The sequence below is a fragment of the Pseudomonas solani genome, from assembly GCF_026072635.1.
GTDB classification, from domain to species: Bacteria; Pseudomonadota; Gammaproteobacteria; order Pseudomonadales; family Pseudomonadaceae; genus Metapseudomonas; species Metapseudomonas solani.
Genome location: NZ_AP023081.1, coordinates 4,249,019 through 4,267,218 on the forward strand (window position 1 = coordinate 4,249,019; position 18,200 = coordinate 4,267,218).

General features: G+C 65.3%; 15 protein-coding genes. 10 read left to right on the forward strand and 5 right to left on the reverse strand.

The features are described 5' to 3' along the window. Window positions 1–130: 130 nt before the first annotated feature. The 4 genes from PSm6_RS19370 (at window position 131) to PSm6_RS19385 (ending at window position 3,984) form a co-directional block, all read left to right on the forward strand. Window positions 131–367, forward strand: coding sequence for a DUF1653 domain-containing protein (locus tag PSm6_RS19370; RefSeq protein ID WP_021219540.1), 237 nt, complete (start codon window positions 131–133; stop codon window positions 365–367). A gap of 114 nt (window positions 368–481) precedes the next feature. After that, complete coding sequence (gene topA, locus PSm6_RS19375) at window positions 482–3,091, forward strand: type I DNA topoisomerase (protein ID WP_043243916.1); 2,610 nt, start codon at window positions 482–484, stop codon at window positions 3,089–3,091. A 69-nt stretch (window positions 3,092–3,160) separates the two neighbouring features. Continuing rightward, complete coding sequence (locus tag PSm6_RS19380) at window positions 3,161–3,679, forward strand: DUF6586 family protein (RefSeq protein WP_021219538.1); 519 nt, start codon at window positions 3,161–3,163, stop codon at window positions 3,677–3,679. A 71-nt stretch (window positions 3,680–3,750) separates the two neighbouring features. Next, window positions 3,751–3,984, forward strand: a complete 234-nt coding sequence (locus PSm6_RS19385) for a hypothetical protein (protein WP_021219537.1) — start codon at window positions 3,751–3,753, stop codon at window positions 3,982–3,984. Window positions 3,985–4,083: 99 nt separating this feature from the next. Here the strand turns inward: PSm6_RS19385 and sulA are convergent, their stop codons facing one another. Both sulA and lexA read right to left on the reverse strand, forming a co-directional pair. Continuing rightward, window positions 4,084–4,545, reverse strand: coding sequence for an SOS-induced cell division inhibitor SulA (gene sulA / locus PSm6_RS19390; protein ID WP_021219536.1), 462 nt, complete (start codon window positions 4,543–4,545; stop codon window positions 4,084–4,086). A gap of 11 nt (window positions 4,546–4,556) precedes the next feature. Then, the gene (gene lexA, locus PSm6_RS19395; RefSeq protein WP_031287703.1) at window positions 4,557–5,165 is read right to left on the reverse strand and encodes a transcriptional repressor LexA; all 609 of its coding nucleotides are present in this window, start codon (window positions 5,163–5,165) and stop codon (window positions 4,557–4,559) included. Window positions 5,166–5,405: 240 nt separating this feature from the next. Between lexA and PSm6_RS19400 the strand changes: the two genes are divergently transcribed. Genes PSm6_RS19400 through PSm6_RS19415 form a run of 4 tightly spaced genes read left to right on the forward strand, consistent with a single transcriptional unit; the run spans window position 5,406 to window position 8,438 of the window. Beyond that, window positions 5,406–6,113, forward strand: a complete 708-nt coding sequence (locus tag PSm6_RS19400; protein WP_021219535.1) for a TetR/AcrR family transcriptional regulator — start codon at window positions 5,406–5,408, stop codon at window positions 6,111–6,113. Between the two features lie 44 nt (window positions 6,114–6,157). Further along, window positions 6,158–6,682, forward strand: a complete 525-nt coding sequence (locus PSm6_RS19405) for a L,D-transpeptidase (protein WP_081672216.1) — start codon at window positions 6,158–6,160, stop codon at window positions 6,680–6,682. A gap of 9 nt (window positions 6,683–6,691) precedes the next feature. Further along, a complete protein-coding gene (nagZ, locus tag PSm6_RS19410) occupies window positions 6,692–7,690 on the forward strand; it encodes a beta-N-acetylhexosaminidase (protein WP_265167993.1) in 999 nt (332 codons plus the stop codon). A gap of 10 nt (window positions 7,691–7,700) precedes the next feature. Beyond that, window positions 7,701–8,438 carry an S-methyl-5'-thioinosine phosphorylase gene (locus PSm6_RS19415; protein WP_265167994.1) on the forward strand — a complete coding sequence of 246 codons (738 nt, stop codon included), beginning with the start codon at window positions 7,701–7,703 and terminating at the stop codon, window positions 8,436–8,438. 7 nt (window positions 8,439–8,445) lie between these two features. Here the strand turns inward: PSm6_RS19415 and PSm6_RS19420 are convergent, their stop codons facing one another. From PSm6_RS19420 to mfd, 3 genes are all read right to left on the reverse strand, one after another. Then, window positions 8,446–10,980 carry a DEAD/DEAH box helicase gene (locus PSm6_RS19420; protein WP_265170545.1) on the reverse strand — a complete coding sequence of 845 codons (2,535 nt, stop codon included), beginning with the start codon at window positions 10,978–10,980 and terminating at the stop codon, window positions 8,446–8,448. Between the two features lie 119 nt (window positions 10,981–11,099). Beyond that, complete coding sequence (locus tag PSm6_RS19425; RefSeq protein WP_021219530.1) at window positions 11,100–11,624, reverse strand: CsiV family protein; 525 nt, start codon at window positions 11,622–11,624, stop codon at window positions 11,100–11,102. A gap of 20 nt (window positions 11,625–11,644) precedes the next feature. Continuing rightward, window positions 11,645–15,088 (reverse strand): transcription-repair coupling factor, encoded by a 3,444-nt coding sequence (gene mfd, locus PSm6_RS19430; RefSeq protein WP_265167995.1) that lies wholly within the window; start codon window positions 15,086–15,088, stop codon window positions 11,645–11,647. Window positions 15,089–15,240: 152 nt separating this feature from the next. On the opposite strand from mfd, the gene PSm6_RS19435 reads away from it, so the two are divergent. Beyond that, a complete protein-coding gene (locus PSm6_RS19435; protein WP_021219528.1) occupies window positions 15,241–16,689 on the forward strand; it encodes a glyceraldehyde-3-phosphate dehydrogenase in 1,449 nt (482 codons plus the stop codon). 93 nt (window positions 16,690–16,782) lie between these two features. Beyond that, window positions 16,783–18,174 carry an amino acid permease gene (locus PSm6_RS19440; RefSeq protein WP_021219527.1) on the forward strand — a complete coding sequence of 464 codons (1,392 nt, stop codon included), beginning with the start codon at window positions 16,783–16,785 and terminating at the stop codon, window positions 18,172–18,174. Window positions 18,175–18,200: the final 26 nt, after the last annotated feature.

An 18,200-nucleotide genomic window follows, 5' to 3' on the forward strand; every position in this document is an offset into this window, starting at 1 on the left:
GACCGGGGCCTGGTGCCCCGGTTTTTGCTTTTATAAGGCTTATTTCGTCAGCAGGGGCTGGCCAGCGGGCGCCCGAGTGGGCACCATGCGCACCCTTCGCGAGCCGGCTATAGATGGATAGGAGGGGAACATGAGCCTGCAACCTGGACTCTATCGTCACTACAAAGGCCAGGAGTACCGCGTGATCGGCACGGCACGGCACTCCGAGACCGAGGAGGAGCTGGTCGTCTACCAGGCCCTCTATGGCGAATACGGCCTCTGGGTACGCCCATTGGGGATGTTCACCGAGACGGTCGAGGTGAATGGCGAGCAGATCGCCCGCTTCGCATTGGTGACCGCCGAGTCAGATCTCTTTCCGCGCCGCTGAGGTGTTGCGGGGCGGCGGGTAAGCTTGACCTTGTCTTGTTCGCCACTATATATAGCGGTGCCGCGTCAGGCGGCTCCCGCCTTTCATTTATCGAATTCAGGAAATTTCCGATCCATGGGCAAATCGCTGGTCATCGTGGAATCCCCGGCCAAGGCCAAGACCATCAACAAGTACCTGGGCAACCAGTACGTGGTGAAGTCGAGCATCGGCCATATCCGTGACCTGCCTACCAGCGGTTCGGCCAGTGCCAGCAAGGAACCGGTGAAGCGCGGCAAGGCGGCCGCGTCCGAGGCTCCCGCACTGTCGCCCAAGGAAAAGGCCAAGCGCCAGCTGTTCACCCGCATGGGCGTCGACCCCGAGCATGGCTGGAAGGCCAAGTACGAGATCCTCCCCGGCAAGGAGAAGGTGATCGAGGAACTGCGCCGCCTGGCCAAGGATGCCGACACCATCTATCTCGCAACCGACTTGGACCGCGAAGGGGAGGCCATCGCCTGGCACCTGCGGGAATCCATCGGTGGTGACGACAGCCGCTACAAGCGCGTGGTATTCAACGAAATCACCAAGAAGGCCATCCAGGAAGCCTTCTCCCGCCCGGGCGAACTGGACATCAACCGTGTCAACGCTCAGCAGGCCCGTCGCTTCCTCGATCGCGTCGTGGGCTACATGGTCTCGCCGCTGCTGTGGCAGAAGATCGCCCGCGGCCTGTCCGCTGGCCGCGTACAGTCGGTGGCGGTGAAACTGGTCGTGGAGCGTGAGCGCGAGATCCGTGCCTTCGTTCCGGAAGAGTACTGGGAAGTCCACGCCGACCTGGGTACCGCCAAGGGCGCCAACGTGCGCTTCGAAGTGGCCAAGGAGAAGGGTTCTGCCTTCAAGCCGCTGAACGAAGCCCAGGCCATGGCCGCGCTGGAGAAGCTCAAGTCCTCCAGCTACAGCGTCATGAAGCGCGAGGACAAGCCGACCTCTAGTCGTCCGTCCGCCCCCTTCATTACCTCCACCCTGCAGCAGGCTGCGAGCAACCGCCTGGGCTTTGGGGTGAAGAAGACCATGATGATGGCTCAGCGTCTCTACGAGGCGGGCTACATCACCTATATGCGTACCGACTCGACCAACCTCTCCGCCGACGCCGTCACCATGGTGCGCGGCTTTATCGAGGGTGAGTTCGGTGAAAAGTACCTGCCGGCCAAGCCGAACTTCTATTCGAGCAAGGAGGGCGCCCAGGAGGCGCACGAGGCGATCCGTCCTTCCGACGTCAACCTCAAGCCGACCCAGCTGTCGGGCATGGAGCGTGACGCCGAGCGCCTGTACGACCTGATCTGGCGCCAGTTCGTGGCCTGCCAGATGCCGCCGGCCGAATACCTGTCCACCACCGTTGCGGTGGCTGCCGGTGATTTCGAGCTGCGTGCCAAGGGCCGCATCCTCAAGTTCGACGGTTACACCCGCGTGCTGCCGCAACAGAGCAAGCCGGGCGAAGACGACGTGCTGCCGGACATGAAGGAAGGCGAGGGCCTGAAGCTGATCAAGCTCGACCCCAGCCAGCACTTCACCAAGCCGCCGGCACGCTTCTCCGAGGCCAGCCTGGTCAAGGAGCTGGAAAAGCGTGGCATCGGTCGCCCGTCCACCTATGCGGCGATCATCTCCACCATTCAGGACCGCGGCTACGTCACTGTGCACAACCGCCGCTTCTATTCCGAGAAGATGGGCGACATCGTCACCGAGCGCCTGAATGAAAGCTTCTCCGACCTGATGGACTACGGCTTCACCGCCGGCATGGAGGAGAACCTGGACGACGTCGCCCAGGGCGAGCGCGATTGGAAGAACCTGCTGGACGAGTTCTACGGCGACTTCAAGAAGAAACTGGAAGTGGCCGAGGTCGCGGACAGCGGCATGCGCGCCAACCAGCCGACGCCGACCGATATCGCCTGCCGCGAATGCGGCCGGCCGATGATGATCCGCACGGCATCCACGGGTGTATTCCTCGGCTGCTCGGGCTACAGCCTGCCGCCGAAAGAGCGCTGCAAGGCCACCATCAACCTGGTGCCGGGCGACGAAATCGCTGCGGACGACGAAGGTGAGTCGGAGTCCCGAGTACTGCTTGGCAAGCACCGTTGCCCCATCTGCAGCACGGCGATGGATGCCTACCTGCTGGACGAGACCCGCAAGCTGCACATCTGCGGCAACAACCCGGATTGCGTTGGCTACGAGATCGAACAGGGCCAGTACCGCATCAAGGGCTATGAAGGGCCGAGCCTGGAATGTGACAAGTGCGGCAGCGAGATGCAGCTGAAGACCGGTCGCTTCGGCAAGTTCTTCGGTTGCACCAATCCCTCGTGCAAGAACACCCGCAAGCTGCTGAAAAGCGGCGAGGCTGCGCCGCCGAAGATCGACCCGATCAAGATGCCGGAGCTCAAGTGCGAGAAGGTGGACGACACCTACGTGCTGCGCGATGGCGCTTCGGGCCTGTTCCTGGCCGCCAGTCAGTTCCCCAAGAACCGCGAAACCCGTGCGCCCCTGGTACTCGAGCTGATTCCGCACAAGGAAGAACTCGATCCCAAATACCACTTCCTGCTCAGCGCACCTGCCAAGGACCCGGATGGCCGTCCGGCAGTGATCCGCTTCAGTCGCAAGACCAAGGAGCAGTACGTGCAATCGGAAGTGGACGGCAAGCCTACCGGTTGGCGCGCCTTCTTCGACGGCGGCAAGTGGAAGGTCGAAGACAAGCGCTGATGGACTGTTGCGCGCCGGGGTAGCCTGGCGCGCATACTAACCAACCGATTTTGCGACGGAGTGGCCGCCATGGCGCATGAACTCTATACCCGTACCAACCAGAAGCTCTATTTCGCCGGCCTGGCGCTCGAATCCTGGCGCAAGGCGGAAGAGGGCAGGGCAATGAATGCCCAGGCGCTGGTCCAGGCCGAGCGCGAAGCGGCGCTCTTCCACCTTTACGGCGCCTTGCTCGGGCTTTGCCACGAGATCGCGGGCTATTACCGCCTGCCCGAGGCCAATGCACCGCGCCCCGAGATGCTGCTCACTGCTGACGTGCTGGCTGCTGCGCCGAGCCCTGAACTATCGGAACTGGTGGAACTGGCCCAGCAGCAGGAAACCTGGCTTGCCGAGCTGCTGGTCGCCTATGGCGCGCTGTTCCTGCCGCCCCAGGCGCCGAAGAAGGCCAAGGTCGATCCGACGTTGCCTTTGATAGAAGCGGTGAGCGTGGATGACGAGCCGCCGGCCCTGTCCCGAGCAACTCTGGAAGAGTGGCGGCAACACCTGAAAAACCTGGCATTGCGTTTCCGCGAGGCGCTGTCGGAGTGCTGAGTTGATCGATGGGCTAGGGTGGCCCGTCAGCCGGCTGGTACAATGCCCGCCTTTAGTGGAGAGATGACCCCATGCCAACGTCCTTTCTGGAAATAGTCGAGCTGCCCGACGGCCGCATCATCCTGCGCCGCGCGGAAGACGAGGAGGCGTTGGTGACGCTGGACTTCTCTTCCGACGCCAAGGCATTCCTGCAGGGGCATCACCTGGAAGTCGCCAAGGCCATGCTCAATGTGGGCGTGCAGATGGCCGGCCGCCTGGCTGAAGGCGAAGTGGACCACGAAGAAGGCCCGCGCGTCCTGCACTGACGGGGCGCTCTGTCGGCTCCCGCCCGCTGGAACCGATTATTCCTCACCCGTGTTACCAACCCGTTGCGGCTACATGGCCTGTTTACGGGTAACGGTCTCTTATCCCAGTCGGATATTCAGGCTTTGCGCGCCACCCTGGCGTGCGGCGTGTGCGAGCGCCTGCTTTTCGGTGCGGTTCAGCGGCAGCCAGCTGACGACCGTATGGCTGCGGCCCAGCCTCAGGGCTTCGCAAGCCAGTTCCAGCGCGCTGCGTTCTCCCCTTGGGTCGAGAAGCAGGATGCGCTCCCGATTCAGTCCGGCATCCCGCAACCAGGCCTGTGTCAGGCTGGCGGGTGCACCGATCAGCGTCAGCCAGCGGGCATCCTGTTCCTGGCTGAGCTCCCGCAGGATGGGGGCGAGCAAGTGGCGGCAGTGCCCGGCAGCTCCGCTCAGCGAAAGCTCACTGAAGGCTTCGGGCTCCTCTTCCCATTGCGGCTCCAGTGCCAGGGGCGCCGGGTTGGCGACAATGGCGTCGTGGAACAGCGGCAGTTGGGTTCGGCCAAACGATTGCGGGAACTGCATGACGCCTCCTATCAGCGGCGGATGACGCCGACGCTCAAGCCTTCGATGACCAGGTCCTGCTCCTGCAGGTTCACCTCGATCGGTGCGAAATCCGGGTTCTCGGCGATCAGCCAGACCTTGTCGCCTTCGCGCTTGAAGCGCTTCACGGTGACTTCGTCATCCAGGCGCGCGACGACTATCTGGCCGTTGCGAACTTCACGCGTGGTGTGCACGGCCAGCAGGTCGCCGTCATGGATGCCGATGTCCTTCATGCTCATGCCGCGTACGCGCAACAGATAGTCGGCGCGGGGATGGAAGAACTCCGGGTTGATGCGGCAGGATTCTTCGATGTTCTGTTGGGCGAGGATGGGAGCGCCAGCGGCCACGCGCCCGATGATGGGCAGGCCTTCTTCCTCGGTGCTGGGCTCGAAGCCGGGGATGCGGATGCCTCGCGAGGCGCCGGGGGTCATCTCGATGGCGCCCTTGCGGGCCAGCGCCTTGAGGTGCTCTTCAGCGGCGTTGGGCGATTTGAAGCCCAGTTCCTGGGCGATCTCCGCGCGGGTGGGCGGATAGCCGTTGTCTTCTATGCAGCGCTTGATGAAGGCGAGGATCTCGGCTTGGCGGGGCGTGAGTTTCAGCATGTCGGCGCTCTGTCTTTTTATACAGTGACTGGAATTATATACAGTGATCATCGCTTGGCAACAAGTGTTCTCTGCATCCTCTGCCGGGCGGCCATTGAGCTCTAGTGACTTGCCCGCTGTCTTGCGGGAATATGTCGCCTGCGAGCCGTGACCGGAGCGTCAGAAGATGGTGTATGCGGCTTGACAAGCCAGCGGCCTGAAACGTATGTTTCAAACAAGTGTTTGTCAGGCGGAGGAGCCATGGCCCAGTCGGAAACCGTCGAACGCATTCTTGATGCAGCGGAACAGCTGTTCGCGGAGAAAGGCTTCGCCGAGACTTCGTTGCGTTTGATCACCAGCAAGGCGGGTGTGAACCTGGCTGCTGTGAACTATCACTTCGGCTCGAAGAAGGCGCTTATCCAGGCGGTGTTCTCGCGCTTCCTGGGGCCTTTCTGCCAGAGTCTGGAGCGCGAGCTCGATCGCCGGCAGGCGAAGACCGAGGCGCGCGCGACCCTCGAAGAACTCCTGGAAATGCTGGTCGAGCAGGCGCTGGCGGTGAAGCCGCGCAGCGGTAACGACCTGTCCATCTTCATGCGTTTGCTGGGCCTGGCCTTCAGCCAGAGCCAGGGGCACCTGCGCAAGTACCTCGAAGAGGTGTACGGCAAGGTCTTCCGCCGCTACATGCTGCTGGTCAATGAGTCGGCCCCCAAGGTGCCGCCGCTGGAGCTGTTCTGGCGGGTGCACTTCATGCTCGGGGCTGCGGCGTTCAGCATGTCCGGAATCAAGGCGCTGCGCGCGATGGCCGAAACCGATTTCGGCGTGAATACGTCCATCGAGCAGGTGATGCGCCTGATGGTGCCGTTCCTCGCGGCAGGCATGCGCGCCGATACCGGCTTGTCCGACGAGACTCTTTCCAAAGCGGTGCTCAAGCCGCGCAGCAAGTCCCCGAGCGCGCCCGTCAAGGCTTGATCGCCGGTGGGCGAGGCCATGGGGATCGGCTAAGCTAGCGCCCCATGTCCGACCTCGATCTACTCCATGTCTCCATCGCTGACCAGCGCCTCTACGGCTTTGCCGGAGAGCGTCTGGTGCTGCGCCTTCCCGTCTCCACCGCGCTCAATGGCGCCGGTGAACTCAGTGGCTCCAATTGCACCCCGCGCGGCCTTCACCAGGTGCGCGCGAAGATCGGTGAGGGGTTGCCGCAGGGGGCTGTACTGCGTGGCAGGCGTTGGACCGGCGAGACCTGGACGCCGGATCTGCATGCCCAGTTTCCCGGACGCGACTGGATACTCAGCCGCATCCTCTGGCTGAGCGGCCGCGAGCCCGGGCGCAACCGCCTCGGCAAGGTCGACAGCATGCGTCGCTATATCTATTTGCACGGCACGCCGGACAGCGAACCCATGGGCGTGCCGCTGTCCCATGGCTGTGTGCGCCTGCGCAATGCCGACCTGCTTGAACTCTTCCCCCGCGTGCCCGTCCACTGTGCTGTTCTGATAGACGAAGCACCTCGTCCCGAGTGGTCCGTGGCCGAACTCTCCTAAGGAAACCCCATGCAAGGCTCCCTGATGCTGGATATCGGCGGCACCTGGCTGACCGCTGAAGATCGGCAGATCCTGCGGCAACCGGAAGTGGCCGGCCTGATCATTTTCGCCCGCAATATCGAGGACCCGCGCCAGGTGCGCGAGCTGTGCGCGTCCATCCGCGCGGTGCGTCCCGACCTGATCCTCGCCGTCGACCAGGAAGGCGGTCGCGTACAGCGCCTGCGCAACGGCTTCGTGCGCCTGCCGGCCATGCGTGCCCTGGCGGACAACGATAACGCTGAAGCCCTGGCCGAGCATTGCGGTTGGCTGATGGCCACCGAGGTGCTCGCCGTTGGCCTGGATATCAGCTTCGCGCCCGTGCTCGACCTCGATCACCAGCGCAGCGCGGTGGTCGGCAGCCGTGCCTTCGAGGGCGACCCGCAGCGTGCCGCGCTACTCGCCGGTGCCTTTATCCGTGGATTGCGTGCCGCCGGCATGGCCGCCACCGGCAAGCACTTCCCCGGCCATGGCTGGGCCGAGGCGGACTCCCACGTGGCCATTCCCACCGATGAGCGCAGCCTGGAGCAGATCCGCGCCACCGATCTCGTGCCCTTCGCGCGCCTGGCCCCGGAGCTGGACGGCATGATGCCCGCCCATGTCATCTATCCCCAGGTCGACCCGCAGCCCGCCGGCTTCTCGAAGCGCTGGCTGCAGGACATCCTGCGGGGCGAATTGAAATACTCCGGGGTGATCTTCAGTGATGACCTGTCCATGGCCGGTGCCCACGTGGTGGGTGATGCCGCCGAGCGCATCGAGGCTGCGCTGAGCGCGGGCTGCGACATGGGGCTGGTGTGCAACGACCGCGCCTCGGCCGAGCTGGCCCTGTCGCGCCTGCAGCAGTTGCGTGTGACCCCGCCTGCGCAGCTCGAACGCATGCGTCGCCGTGCCTTCCCCGGCACCGAATACCGTCAAGACCCGCGCTGGCAATCGGCAATCGCCGCCCTGCGCGAAGCCCAGCTGATCGACTGAAGGAAGCGACATGACCGTTTACGCGATTATCGGTGGTACCGGCCTCACCCAGCTCGAAGGCCTGACCATGAAGGCGCTGCTCAACCCCGAGACGCCCTATGGCGCTCCCTCGGCGGGCATCGTCCAGGGCGACTACGCCGGGCGTGAGCTGCTGTTCCTCGCCCGCCATGGCCACCCGCACCGCATTCCCCCGCACCAGGTCAACTACCGCGCCAACCTCTGGGCCCTCAAGCAATCCGGCGCCCAGGCGGTGATCGCGGTCAACGCCGTCGGCGGCATCCACCCCACCATGGGTACCGGGCACCTGGTTGTGCCCCATCAGTTGATCGACTACACCCACGGCCGCACCGACACCTTCTTCGAGGGCGAGCTGGACCACGTCACCCACATCGACTTCAGCCACCCCTATGACGAGGCGCTGCGGCAGAAGCTGCTGGCGGCGCTCGCCAAGACCGGGCACGCCTACAGTGCCGAGGGCGTCTACGGCTGCACCCAGGGCCCGCGCCTGGAGACCGTGGCCGAGATCGCCCGCATGGAGCGTGATGGCTGCGATCTGGTGGGGATGACCGGCATGCCCGAGGCGGTGCTCGCCCGTGAGCTGGACCTGCCCTACGCGTGCATTTCCCTGGTGGTCAACCCGGCTGCCGGCAAGTCCAGCGGCATCATCACCATGGACGAGATCGAGGCCGCCCTGGCTGAAGGTATCGGCAAGGTGCGCGAAGCGCTGGCCCTGCTGTTCAAGGGCTGATCGGGCTTCAGGCTTTCGGCAGGGGGGCGAAGAGGGCGTCGAGGTCCTCTTCGCGCAGCTGCCAGTCAGCCCCTTCGCTCTGGCCGAGAATGCCCTCGGCCAGCAGCGCCTTGCGCTGCTGCAACTGCTGGATCTTCTCTTCCACCGTGCCCCGGGCGATCAGCTTGTAGACGAACACCGGCTTGTCCTGGCCGATGCGGTAGGCGCGGTCGGTGGCCTGGCGTTCGGCGGCCGGGTTCCACCAGGGGTCGTAGTGGATCACGGTGTCGGCTGCGGTGAGGTTGAGGCCGGTGCCGCCCGCCTTGAGGCTGATCAGGAACAGCGGCACTTCGCCGTCCTGGAAGCGCTTCACCGGTGTGCGGCGGTCGCGGGTGGAGCCGGTGAGGATCAGGTAGTCGATACCGCGCTGCTGCAGTTCCGCCTCGATCAGTTCCAACATGCTGGTGAACTGGGAGAACAGCAGCACCTTGCGGCCTTCGGCGAACAGCTCCACCAGCATTTCCATCAGGCTGTCCAGCTTGCCCGAGGTGCTGCCGCGCAAGGGGCGGGTGCGCTCGTGCTCCACCAGGCGCAGGTCGCAGCAGGTCTGGCGCAGTTTCAGCAGCGCCTCGAGTATCACCATCTGGCTACGCGCCATGCCCTTGTCCTGGATTTCCGCACGGACCTTCTGGTCCATCGCCAGGCGCACCGTTTCGTACAGGTCGCGCTGGCCTTCGCTGAGTTCCACCCGCTGGACGATCTCGGTCTTGGCGGGCAGCTCGGTGGCCACCGATTCCTTGGTGCGGCGCAGCAGGAAGGGGCGGATGCGGCCGTTGAGGTGGGCGAGGCGTTCGGTGTCGCCGCGCTTCTCGATGGGCGTGCGGTAGTCGCGGGCGAACTGCTTGGCATCGCCTAGCCAGCCGGGCATGAGGAAGTGGAACAGCGACCAGAGTTCGCCCAGGTGGTTTTCCAGCGGCGTACCGGAGAGGCACAGGCGCTGCCGGGCCTCGAGCTGACGCACCGCCTGGGCGGCCTTGCTGGTGGGCGTCTTGATGTTCTGCGCCTCGTCCAGCACCAGCAGGTGCAGCGGTTGTCCCTTCCAGGCGGCGAGGTCGCGGGGCAGCAGGGCGTAGGTGGTCAGCAGCAGGTCGAAGTCGCCCAGGCGTTCGAAATCCTTCTTGCGGTTCGGGCCGTGCAGGGCCAGTACGCGCAGGTCCGGGGCGAAGCGCATGGCTTCGTCCTGCCAGTTGGGAATCAGGCTGGTGGGCATCACCACCAGGGCGGGGCGGTCGAGGCGCCCGGCGTTCTTCTCGGTCAGCAGGTGGGCCAGGGTCTGCAGGGTCTTGCCCAGGCCCATGTCGTCGCCCAGTACGCCGCCGGCACCCAGCTCGCGCAGGCTCTGCAGCCAGGCCAGGCCCTGCAGCTGGTAGCTGCGCAGCTCGGCCTGCAGGCCGGCAGGGGGCTCGTGGCGGGTTTGCCGGCTGTCGCGCAGGCGCTCGGCGAAGCTGCGCAGGCGCTCGCCGCCCTGCCAATCCAGCTCCAGTTCGTCGAGCTGGTTCAGTCGCGCCGCGTCGGGCAGGCTCAGGCGCAGGCTGCGGCCTTCCGGGCGGTCGCGCAGGTAGAGCTCGCCCAGGGTCGCCAGCAACGGCTTGAGGCGACCGAAGGGCAGGACCACCTGCAGGGGGCGGCCGGTATCGGCCCCGAGGGTGTCCAGTTGCAGGCGCAGGTGCTCGTCGTCGCGGCGCTTCTGCAGGCTTTTCGGGCTGAGCAGCTTGGGGTTTTGCTGGATCAACCGCAGCAGGATGGGCAGCAGGCTGATGCGTTGCCCTTCGACGACGATGCCCAGCTCCAGGTCGAACCAGTGCTGCCCAGGCTCTTCTTCGAGTTCGGCGTACCAGCCGTCCACGCTGGACAGGTCGAAATGGAAGCCGGGGCGGATGTCCACTTCCCAGCCCTCGGCACGCAGTTCCGGCAGGCCCTTGTTCATGAAGCGCTGCCAGGCACTGTCGCCAGGCAGTTCGAAGAGTTCGTAGAGGTCGCTCGGCAGCGCCAGGCTCTGGCGCAGGGATTCCTTGAAGCCGAGCTGGCGCAGGCGCTCGCGCAGGGCTTCTTCGGTGGCCGGTTGGCGCTGCACTTCCAGCAGCTCGCCCTGGCGCTTGCTGACGGCGGGCTGGCGGCTGTTCTTGCCGCGGGTGGTGATGCCGGCGTAGTCGAAGGCCAGCCCGGCACGGTGCTGCTGGCTGCCGACCATGCGCCCGCTGCGCAGGTCGTAGAGGCTCTGCGCCAGGCTGCCCAGGGTCAGCAACGGGCGCGGCTGGATGTCCTTGAGCACGCGCCTGACCACCGGCGGCTCGGAGGCCGGCACCAGTCGTTCGGGGCGCGCGCTCGGTGGCCCTTCCGCCAGGACCTGGAAGATGGCGGCCACGCAGTGTTTGCAGTTGATGCCGACCGGGCAGCTGCAGCGGCCGATAACCCCGAGCCCGTGGGGCGCCAGGCGGATGTTCTGCTGGTAGCGGTTGTCGCCCGAGCCGGCGCAGCTGGATTGCAGCAGGGTGTCGTCCATCGCCGTCAGGCGCGCCAGGCGCTGGCGGGCATAGCTCGCGCCGCGCTGTAGCGCGCCCGGGTCGAAGTCCTGCTGCCAGTCGTGCTGGCGCAGGTGTTCGAGCAGTGTCGGCACGTGGCTCAGAGCGGGCTGATGCGGATCAGGACGCCCAGGCTGGAGTGATCGAGGTAGGTCAGCTCGCCATTCTTCAGGCGGGTGCCCTGCTTGATGCGCTCGCTGCCGCTGAGCAGGCCGCTGCCATCGAACTGGTTGACCCAGAAATCGACGGCGACATCGGTGTAGCGCACCTGGGACAGGGTCACGGTGCCTTCGACCGGGAAGTGGCCGAGTTGCTGGTCACCGGTGCTGATGGCCACGCGGCTGGGGTTGGCGCCGACGCTCTGCGACCAGGCCTTGTGCAGCAGCACCTGGTAGCCATTGCCGGCGTTGAGCTTGGCGGCTTCGCCATTGAGTGCGGTGGCGCGCTCGCCGACGCTGTCCAGGCCCTGGGCGCCGTTGGCCCAGTCGTCCGGGGCTGGCTGGCTGGCCGGGGTGGCGTCGCCCGACTGACGGAAGAGGATCAGCTCGACCTGGTAGAGCCCGTCGGCGAAGGCGCTGGGGGCCAGCAGGGCAAGCATCAGGGCGAGGAAACGGAACGCACGCATGGATCAGTCCTTTAAGCGGATTACGGAGTCAGGCGCTCGAACAGCGCCTCGAGTGTATTGAAGCGTTCTTCCGGGCGCTCCATCGGTACCTGGAAGCGGAACAGCGTGGCCCCTTCGAACTTGTAGCGCTTGGGCTGGCTCTGGATCAGCTTGATCAGCACCAGCGGGTCGACGCAGGTGTCGGCGGCGAATTCTATCCGACCACCTTGCGGGCCGGCGTCCACTTTCTTGATGCCGAGCTTTTCCGCCTGCAGTTTCAGCAGGGTCAGGCGCACCAGGTTCTTGGTCGGCTCGGGCAGCAGGCCGAAGCGGTCGATCATTTCCACCTGCAGTTCCTTCAGGCCGTCCTCGTCGGCGGCCGAGGCGATGCGCTTGTAGAGGATCAGGCGCGCATGCACGTCGGGCAGGTAGTCCTCGGGGATCAGCGCGGGCAGGCGCAGGTTGATCTCCGGGCCGCCACCCAGCGGCTGTTCCAGGTTCGGCTGTTCGCCCTTGCGGATGGCCTTGACCGCGCGTTCGAGCATTTCCATATAAAGGGTGAAGCCCACCGCCTGGATCTGCCCGCTCTGGCCGTCGCCGAGCAGCTCGCCGGCACCGCGGATCTCCAGGTCGTGGGTGGCGAGGACGAAGCCGGCGCCCAGGTCCTGGGCATTGGCGATGGCCTCCAGGCGCTTCTCGGCGTCGGGCGTCATCTGCTTGCGCGGGGGCGTCAGCAGGTAGGCATAGGCCTGGTGGTGGCTACGGCCGACGCGGCCACGCAGCTGGTGCAGCTGGGCCAGGCCGAACTTGTCGGCGCGCTCGATGATGATGGTGTTGGCGCTGGGCACGTCGATGCCGGTCTCGATGATGGTCGAGGCGATCAGCACGTTAAAGCGCTTGTGGTAGAAGTCGCTCATCACCTGTTCGAGTTCGCGCTCGTGCATCTGCCCGTGGCCGATGCCGATGCGTGCCTCGGGCACCAGCTCCGCCAGGTCGGCGGCGCATTTCTCGATGCTCTTCACTTCGTTGTGCAGGTAATAGACCTGGCCGCCCCGTAGCAGCTCGCGCAACAGGGCTTCCTTGATCACGGTGTTCTGCTGCTCCATGACGAAGGTGCGCACCGAGAGGCGGCGTGCGGGCGGCGTGGCGATGATCGACAGGTCGCGCATGCCGGCCACGGCCATGTTCAGGGTCCGCGGGATCGGCGTGGCGGTCAGGGTGAGGATGTCCACCTCGCTGCGCAGGGCCTTGAGCTGTTCCTTCTGACGCACGCCGAAGCGGTGCTCCTCGTCGATGATGACCAGGCCCAGATTCTTGAACTTGATGTCGTCCTGCAGCAGCTTGTGGGTGCCGATGACGATATCGACCTTGCCCTCGGCCAGCTCCTGCGCAGCACCTTCCACTTCCTTGGCCGATTTGAAGCGGCTCATTACCTCGACCGTCACCGGCCAGTCGGCGAAGCGGTCGCGGAAGCTGTTGTAGTGCTGCTGGGCGAGGAGGGTGGTGGGCACCAGCACGGCCACCTGCTTGCCGCTGTGCACGGCGACGAAGGCGGCGCGCATGGCGACTTCGGTCTTGCCGAAGCCGACGTCGCCGCATACCAGGCGGTCCATCGGCTTGGGCGCGAGCATGTCGGCCACCACGGCCTCGATGGCGGTCTGCTGGTCCGGCGTTTCCTCGAAGGGGAAGCCGGCGGAGAAGGTCGCGTAGTCGGCCAGCGGGTCCTTGAACGCATAGCCTTCGCGGGCGGCACGGCGGGCGTAGATGTCCAGCAGCTCGGCGGCGACGTCGCGCACCTGTTCGGCGGCCTTGCGCTTGGCCTTCTGCCAGGTCTCCGAGCCCAGGCGGTGCAGCGGGGCGAGGGCGTCGTCGCTGCCGGTGTAGCGGGCGATCAGGTGCAGGCTGGCCACCGGCACGTAGAGCTTGGCTTCCTCGGCGTACTGCAGGGCGAGGAATTCCGCGGCCTGGCCTTCTATCTCCAGGGTGATCAACCCCAGGTAGCGGCCGACGCCGTGGTCGATATGCACCACCGGCGCGCCTTCACGCAGTTCGGCGAGGTTCTTGATGACGTTGTCGCCACCGTCGCCGCGACGGTCGCGGCGGCGGCGCTGCATCACGCGCTGGCCGAACAGCGGGCTTTCGGCGATCAGCGCCAGGCCCGGGTCATCCAGCAGCAGCCCTTCGTCGAGGGGGGCGATGGTGATGGCCAGGCGTTCCTTGCTGCTGACGAATTCCGGCCAGCCGCCGACTTCCTGCGGGCGCAGCTTGAGGCGGGCGAGTAATTCCAGCAGCACTTCGCGGCGGCCGGCGGACTCGGCACTGAACAGCACGCGGCCCGGGAATTCTTCGAGGAAGCGGCGCAGCGCGGCCAGGGGCTCGCTGGCCTTGGCTTCGATGGCCAGTGTCGGCAGTGGGCGGGCGGGGAAGCGTTCGCGGCCTACGCCTGTGCCCTGGTCCTCCTGGCTGACCACGACCCGTGGCGAGCCCTTGAGGCGGGCGAAGCAGTCTTCCTCCGGCAGGAACAGCTCGGCGGGCGGGACCAGCGGGCGTTCCGGGTCGACGCGGCGCTCTTCGTAGCGGTTGCGCACATCGTTCCAGAACTGCTCGGCAGCCTGCTCGATGCCGGGCAGGGAAAACACCTGGGTGTCGGCCGGCAGGTAGTCGAAGAGGGTGGCGCTTTCCTCGAAGAACAGCGGCAGGTAGTACTCGATGCCGGCCGGGGTGATGCCGCTGGCCAGGTCCTGGTAGATGGGGCAACGACGGAAGTCGACGTCGAAGCGCTCGCGGAAGCGGCCGCGGAAGTCGGTCACGGCCTTCTTGTCCAGGGGGAACTCGCGGGCCGGCAGCAGGCGGATCGACTCCACCTTGTCCACCGAGCGCTGGGTTTCCGGGTCGAAGGTGCGCAGGGTCTCGATCTCGTCATCGAACAGGTCGATGCGGAAGGGCGCGTCGCTGCCCATGGGGAACAGGTCGATCAGCGCGCCACGCACGGCGAATTCGCCGTGTTCGTAGACGGTGTCCACGCAGCGGTAACCGGCGGCCTCCAGGCGGCTGCGCATCTGTTCGACATCGAGCTTCTGGCCAACGTCCAGCACCAGGCTCGAACCCAGCAGGAAGCGCGTCGGGGCCAGGCGGTGCAGGGCGGTGGTGATGGGCACCACCAGCACGCCGTGGGTCAGCCCTGGCAGGCGATAGAGGCTGGCGATGCGCTGGGAGATGATGTCCTGGTGCGGCGAGAACAGGTCGTAGGGCAGCGTTTCCCAGTCGGGGAAGTGCAGCACGGGCAGGGACGGCGCGAAGAAGCTCAGCTCCTGTTCCAGGCGCTCGGCGCTCTGGCTGTCGGCGGTCAGCAGCAGGGTGAAGCGTTTGGCCGCGCTGGCAGCTTCGGCTATCGCCAGGCTGAGGGCGGCGCCGGGGAGATTGCTCCACTGCTGCTTGCCAGCAGCGGTGGGCAGGGACGGGAGACGCAGGACGGACTCGGGCAAAGGAGGCTCCGGTCGGAAAATGGACCCGGGCGATTGTAACTATCCCGACTGACGGATGTCAGTCTTACGTCCGCTGCAGATTGCCGCCGCTTGCGCGCGCCGTCATAATGTAGCCCCTTTTTTCAGCCCCTACATAGTGGAAGGTACTGCCCGTGACTCAGAAGCCCGACCAGTGTCTCGGTGAGTGGATCGATCGTGAAGCCCTCGCGGAAGCGATGATTCCGTTGATTGGCCAGCTCTACCGTAACAACAGCGTGGTGACCTCGATCTATGGCCGTGGTCTGATCAACCGTTCGGTGATCGACATTCTCAAGGCCCACCGTTTCGCCCGTCACCGCCTGGCTGACGACAGCGAACTGTCGGTCCACGACACCTTCCCGATCCTCAAGGCCATGAGCGAGCTCAAGCTGGGCGCGGCCTCCGTGGACCTGGGCAAGATGGCCAGCAAGTTCAAGGCCGAAGGCAATGGCCGTGCCGTCGAGCAGTTCGTCAAGGACGAGCTGGCTGACGTGGTCGGCAAGCAGAACAGCGCTGCCCGCGAAGGCACCGACGTCGTTCTGTACGGCTTCGGCCGCATCGGCCGCCTGCTGGCGCGCATCCTGATCGAGAAAACCGGTGGTGGTGACGGCCTGCGTCTGCGCGCCATCGTCGTGCGCAAGGGCGCCAGCAACGACCTGGTCAAGCGCGCCAGCCTGCTGCGTCGCGACTCGGTACACGGCAAGTTCGATGGCACCATCACCATCGACGAAGAAAACAACACCCTGACCGCCAACGGCAACCTGATCCAGGTGATCTACGCCAAGTCGCCGACCGAAGTCGACTACACCCAGTACGGCATCAAGAACGCCCTGCTGGTCGACAACACCGGCGTATGGCGTGATGCAGAGGGCCTGGGCCAGCACCTGAGCTGCCCGGGTGTCGATCGCGTGGTTCTGACCGCACCCGGCAAGGGCGCGCTGAAGAACATCGTGCACGGCATCAACCACACCGAAATCACCGCTGAAGACAAGATCATCTCGGCCGCCTCTTGCACCACCAACGCCATCGTGCCGGTGCTCAAGGCCGTCAACGATCAGTACGGCATCGTCAACGGCCACGTCGAAACCGTTCACTCGTACACCAACGACCAGAACCTGATCGACAACTTCCACAAGGGCGATCGCCGTGGCCGCAGCGCGCCGCTGAACATGGTGATCACCGAGACCGGCGCCGCCACCGCTGCCGCCAAGGCCCTGCCGGTACTGAAGGGCAAGCTGACTGGCAACGCCATTCGCGTACCGACGCCGAACGTGTCGATGGCCATCCTCAACCTGAACCTGGAAAAGGCCACCACCCGCGAAGAGATCAACGAGTACCTGCGCCAGATGGCCATGCACTCGGACCTGCAGAAGCAGATCGACTTCGTCAGCTCGCAGGAAGTGGTCTCCACCGACTTCGTCGGTTCGCGCCATGCCGGCGTCGTGGATGCCGAGGCGACCATCGCCAACGACAACCGCGTCGTGCTCTACGTGTGGTACGACAACGAGTTCGGCTACAGCTGCCAGGTGGTCCGCGTGATGGAAGACATGGCCGGGGTCAACCCGCCTGCCTTCCCCCGCTGATACCTCGGTGAAAAGAACGGGAGCTTTCGGGCTCCCGTTTTTCATTTTTAGGTCTGTAATCGCTTTACCCACCTTCTGTTTGGATATCCCTTGATGGACGGACAACAGCTGCACGCCGGCTCGCTCAAGCGCGGCCTGGAAAATCGCCATATCCAGCTGATCGCCCTTGGCGGCGCCATCGGCACCGGACTCTTCCTCGGCTCGGCCGGGGTGCTCAAATCCGCTGGCCCGTCGATGATCCTCGGTTACGCCATCGCCGGCTTCATCGCCTTCCTGATCATGCGCCAGCTCGGCGAGATGATCGTCGAGGAGCCCGTGGCCGGTTCCTTCAGCCACTTCGCCCACAAGTACTGGGGCGGCTACGCGGGTTTCCTGTCCGGCTGGAACTACTGGGTGCTCTATGTGCTGGTGGGCATGGCCGAGCTGACGGCGGTGGGCAAGTACGTGCAGTTCTGGTGGCCGGAGGTACCGACCTGGGCCACGGCGGCGGCGTTCTTCGTGCTGATCAACCTGATCAACCTGTCCAACGTCCGTGCCTTCGGTGAGACCGAATTCTGGTTCGCGCTGATCAAGGTGGTGGCGATCATCGGCATGATCGTGCTCGGTCTCTACCTGCTGATCAGCGGCGCCGGTGGCGAGCAGGCGGCGGTGAGCAACCTGTGGAGCCATGGCGGCTTCTTCCCCAATGGCCTGGAAGGGCTGGTGATGGTCCTGGCGATCATCATGTTCTCCTTCGGCGGCCTGGAGCTGGTGGGCATCACCGCTGCCGAGGCCAGCGAGCCGAAGAAGGTGATCCCCAAGGCGATCAACCAGGTGATCTGGCGCATCCTGATCTTCTACATCGGCGCCCTCAGCGTGCTGCTGATGCTCTACCCCTGGGACAAGCTGCTGGAAACCCTGGGCGCCGCCGGCGACCCCTACAGCGGCAGCCCCTTCGTGCAGATCTTCTCGCTGATCGGCAGCGACCTGGCCGCGCACATCCTCAACTTCGTGGTGCTGACCGCCGCGCTGTCGGTCTACAACAGCGGCGTCTACTGCAACAGCCGCATGCTCTACGGCCTGGCCGAGCAGGGCGATGCGCCCAAGGCGCTGATGAAGGTCAACCGCCGTGGCGTGCCGGTGCTGGGCATCGCTGTGTCCGCGCTGGTGACCCTGCTCTGCGTGGTGGTCAACTACGTGGCGCCGCAGAAGGCTCTCGAGCTGCTGATGGCGCTGGTGGTCGCGGCCCTGGTGATCAACTGGGCGATGATCAGCCTGTCGCACCTGATGTTCCGCAAGTCCCTGCAGCGCCAGGGCATCGAGCCGTTCTTCAAGTCGCTCTGGTACCCCTTCAGCAACTACCTGTGCCTGGCCTTCGTGGCGCTGATCCTCGGTGTGATGCTGATGATCCCCGGCATCAACGTGTCGGTGTACGCCATTCCCTTCTGGCTCGGCTTCATCGCCATCTGCTACGCCATCCGACGCTCCGCGGGCCCTCGCTCGTAATGTCGGAAACGGGGGCCGCGGCCCCC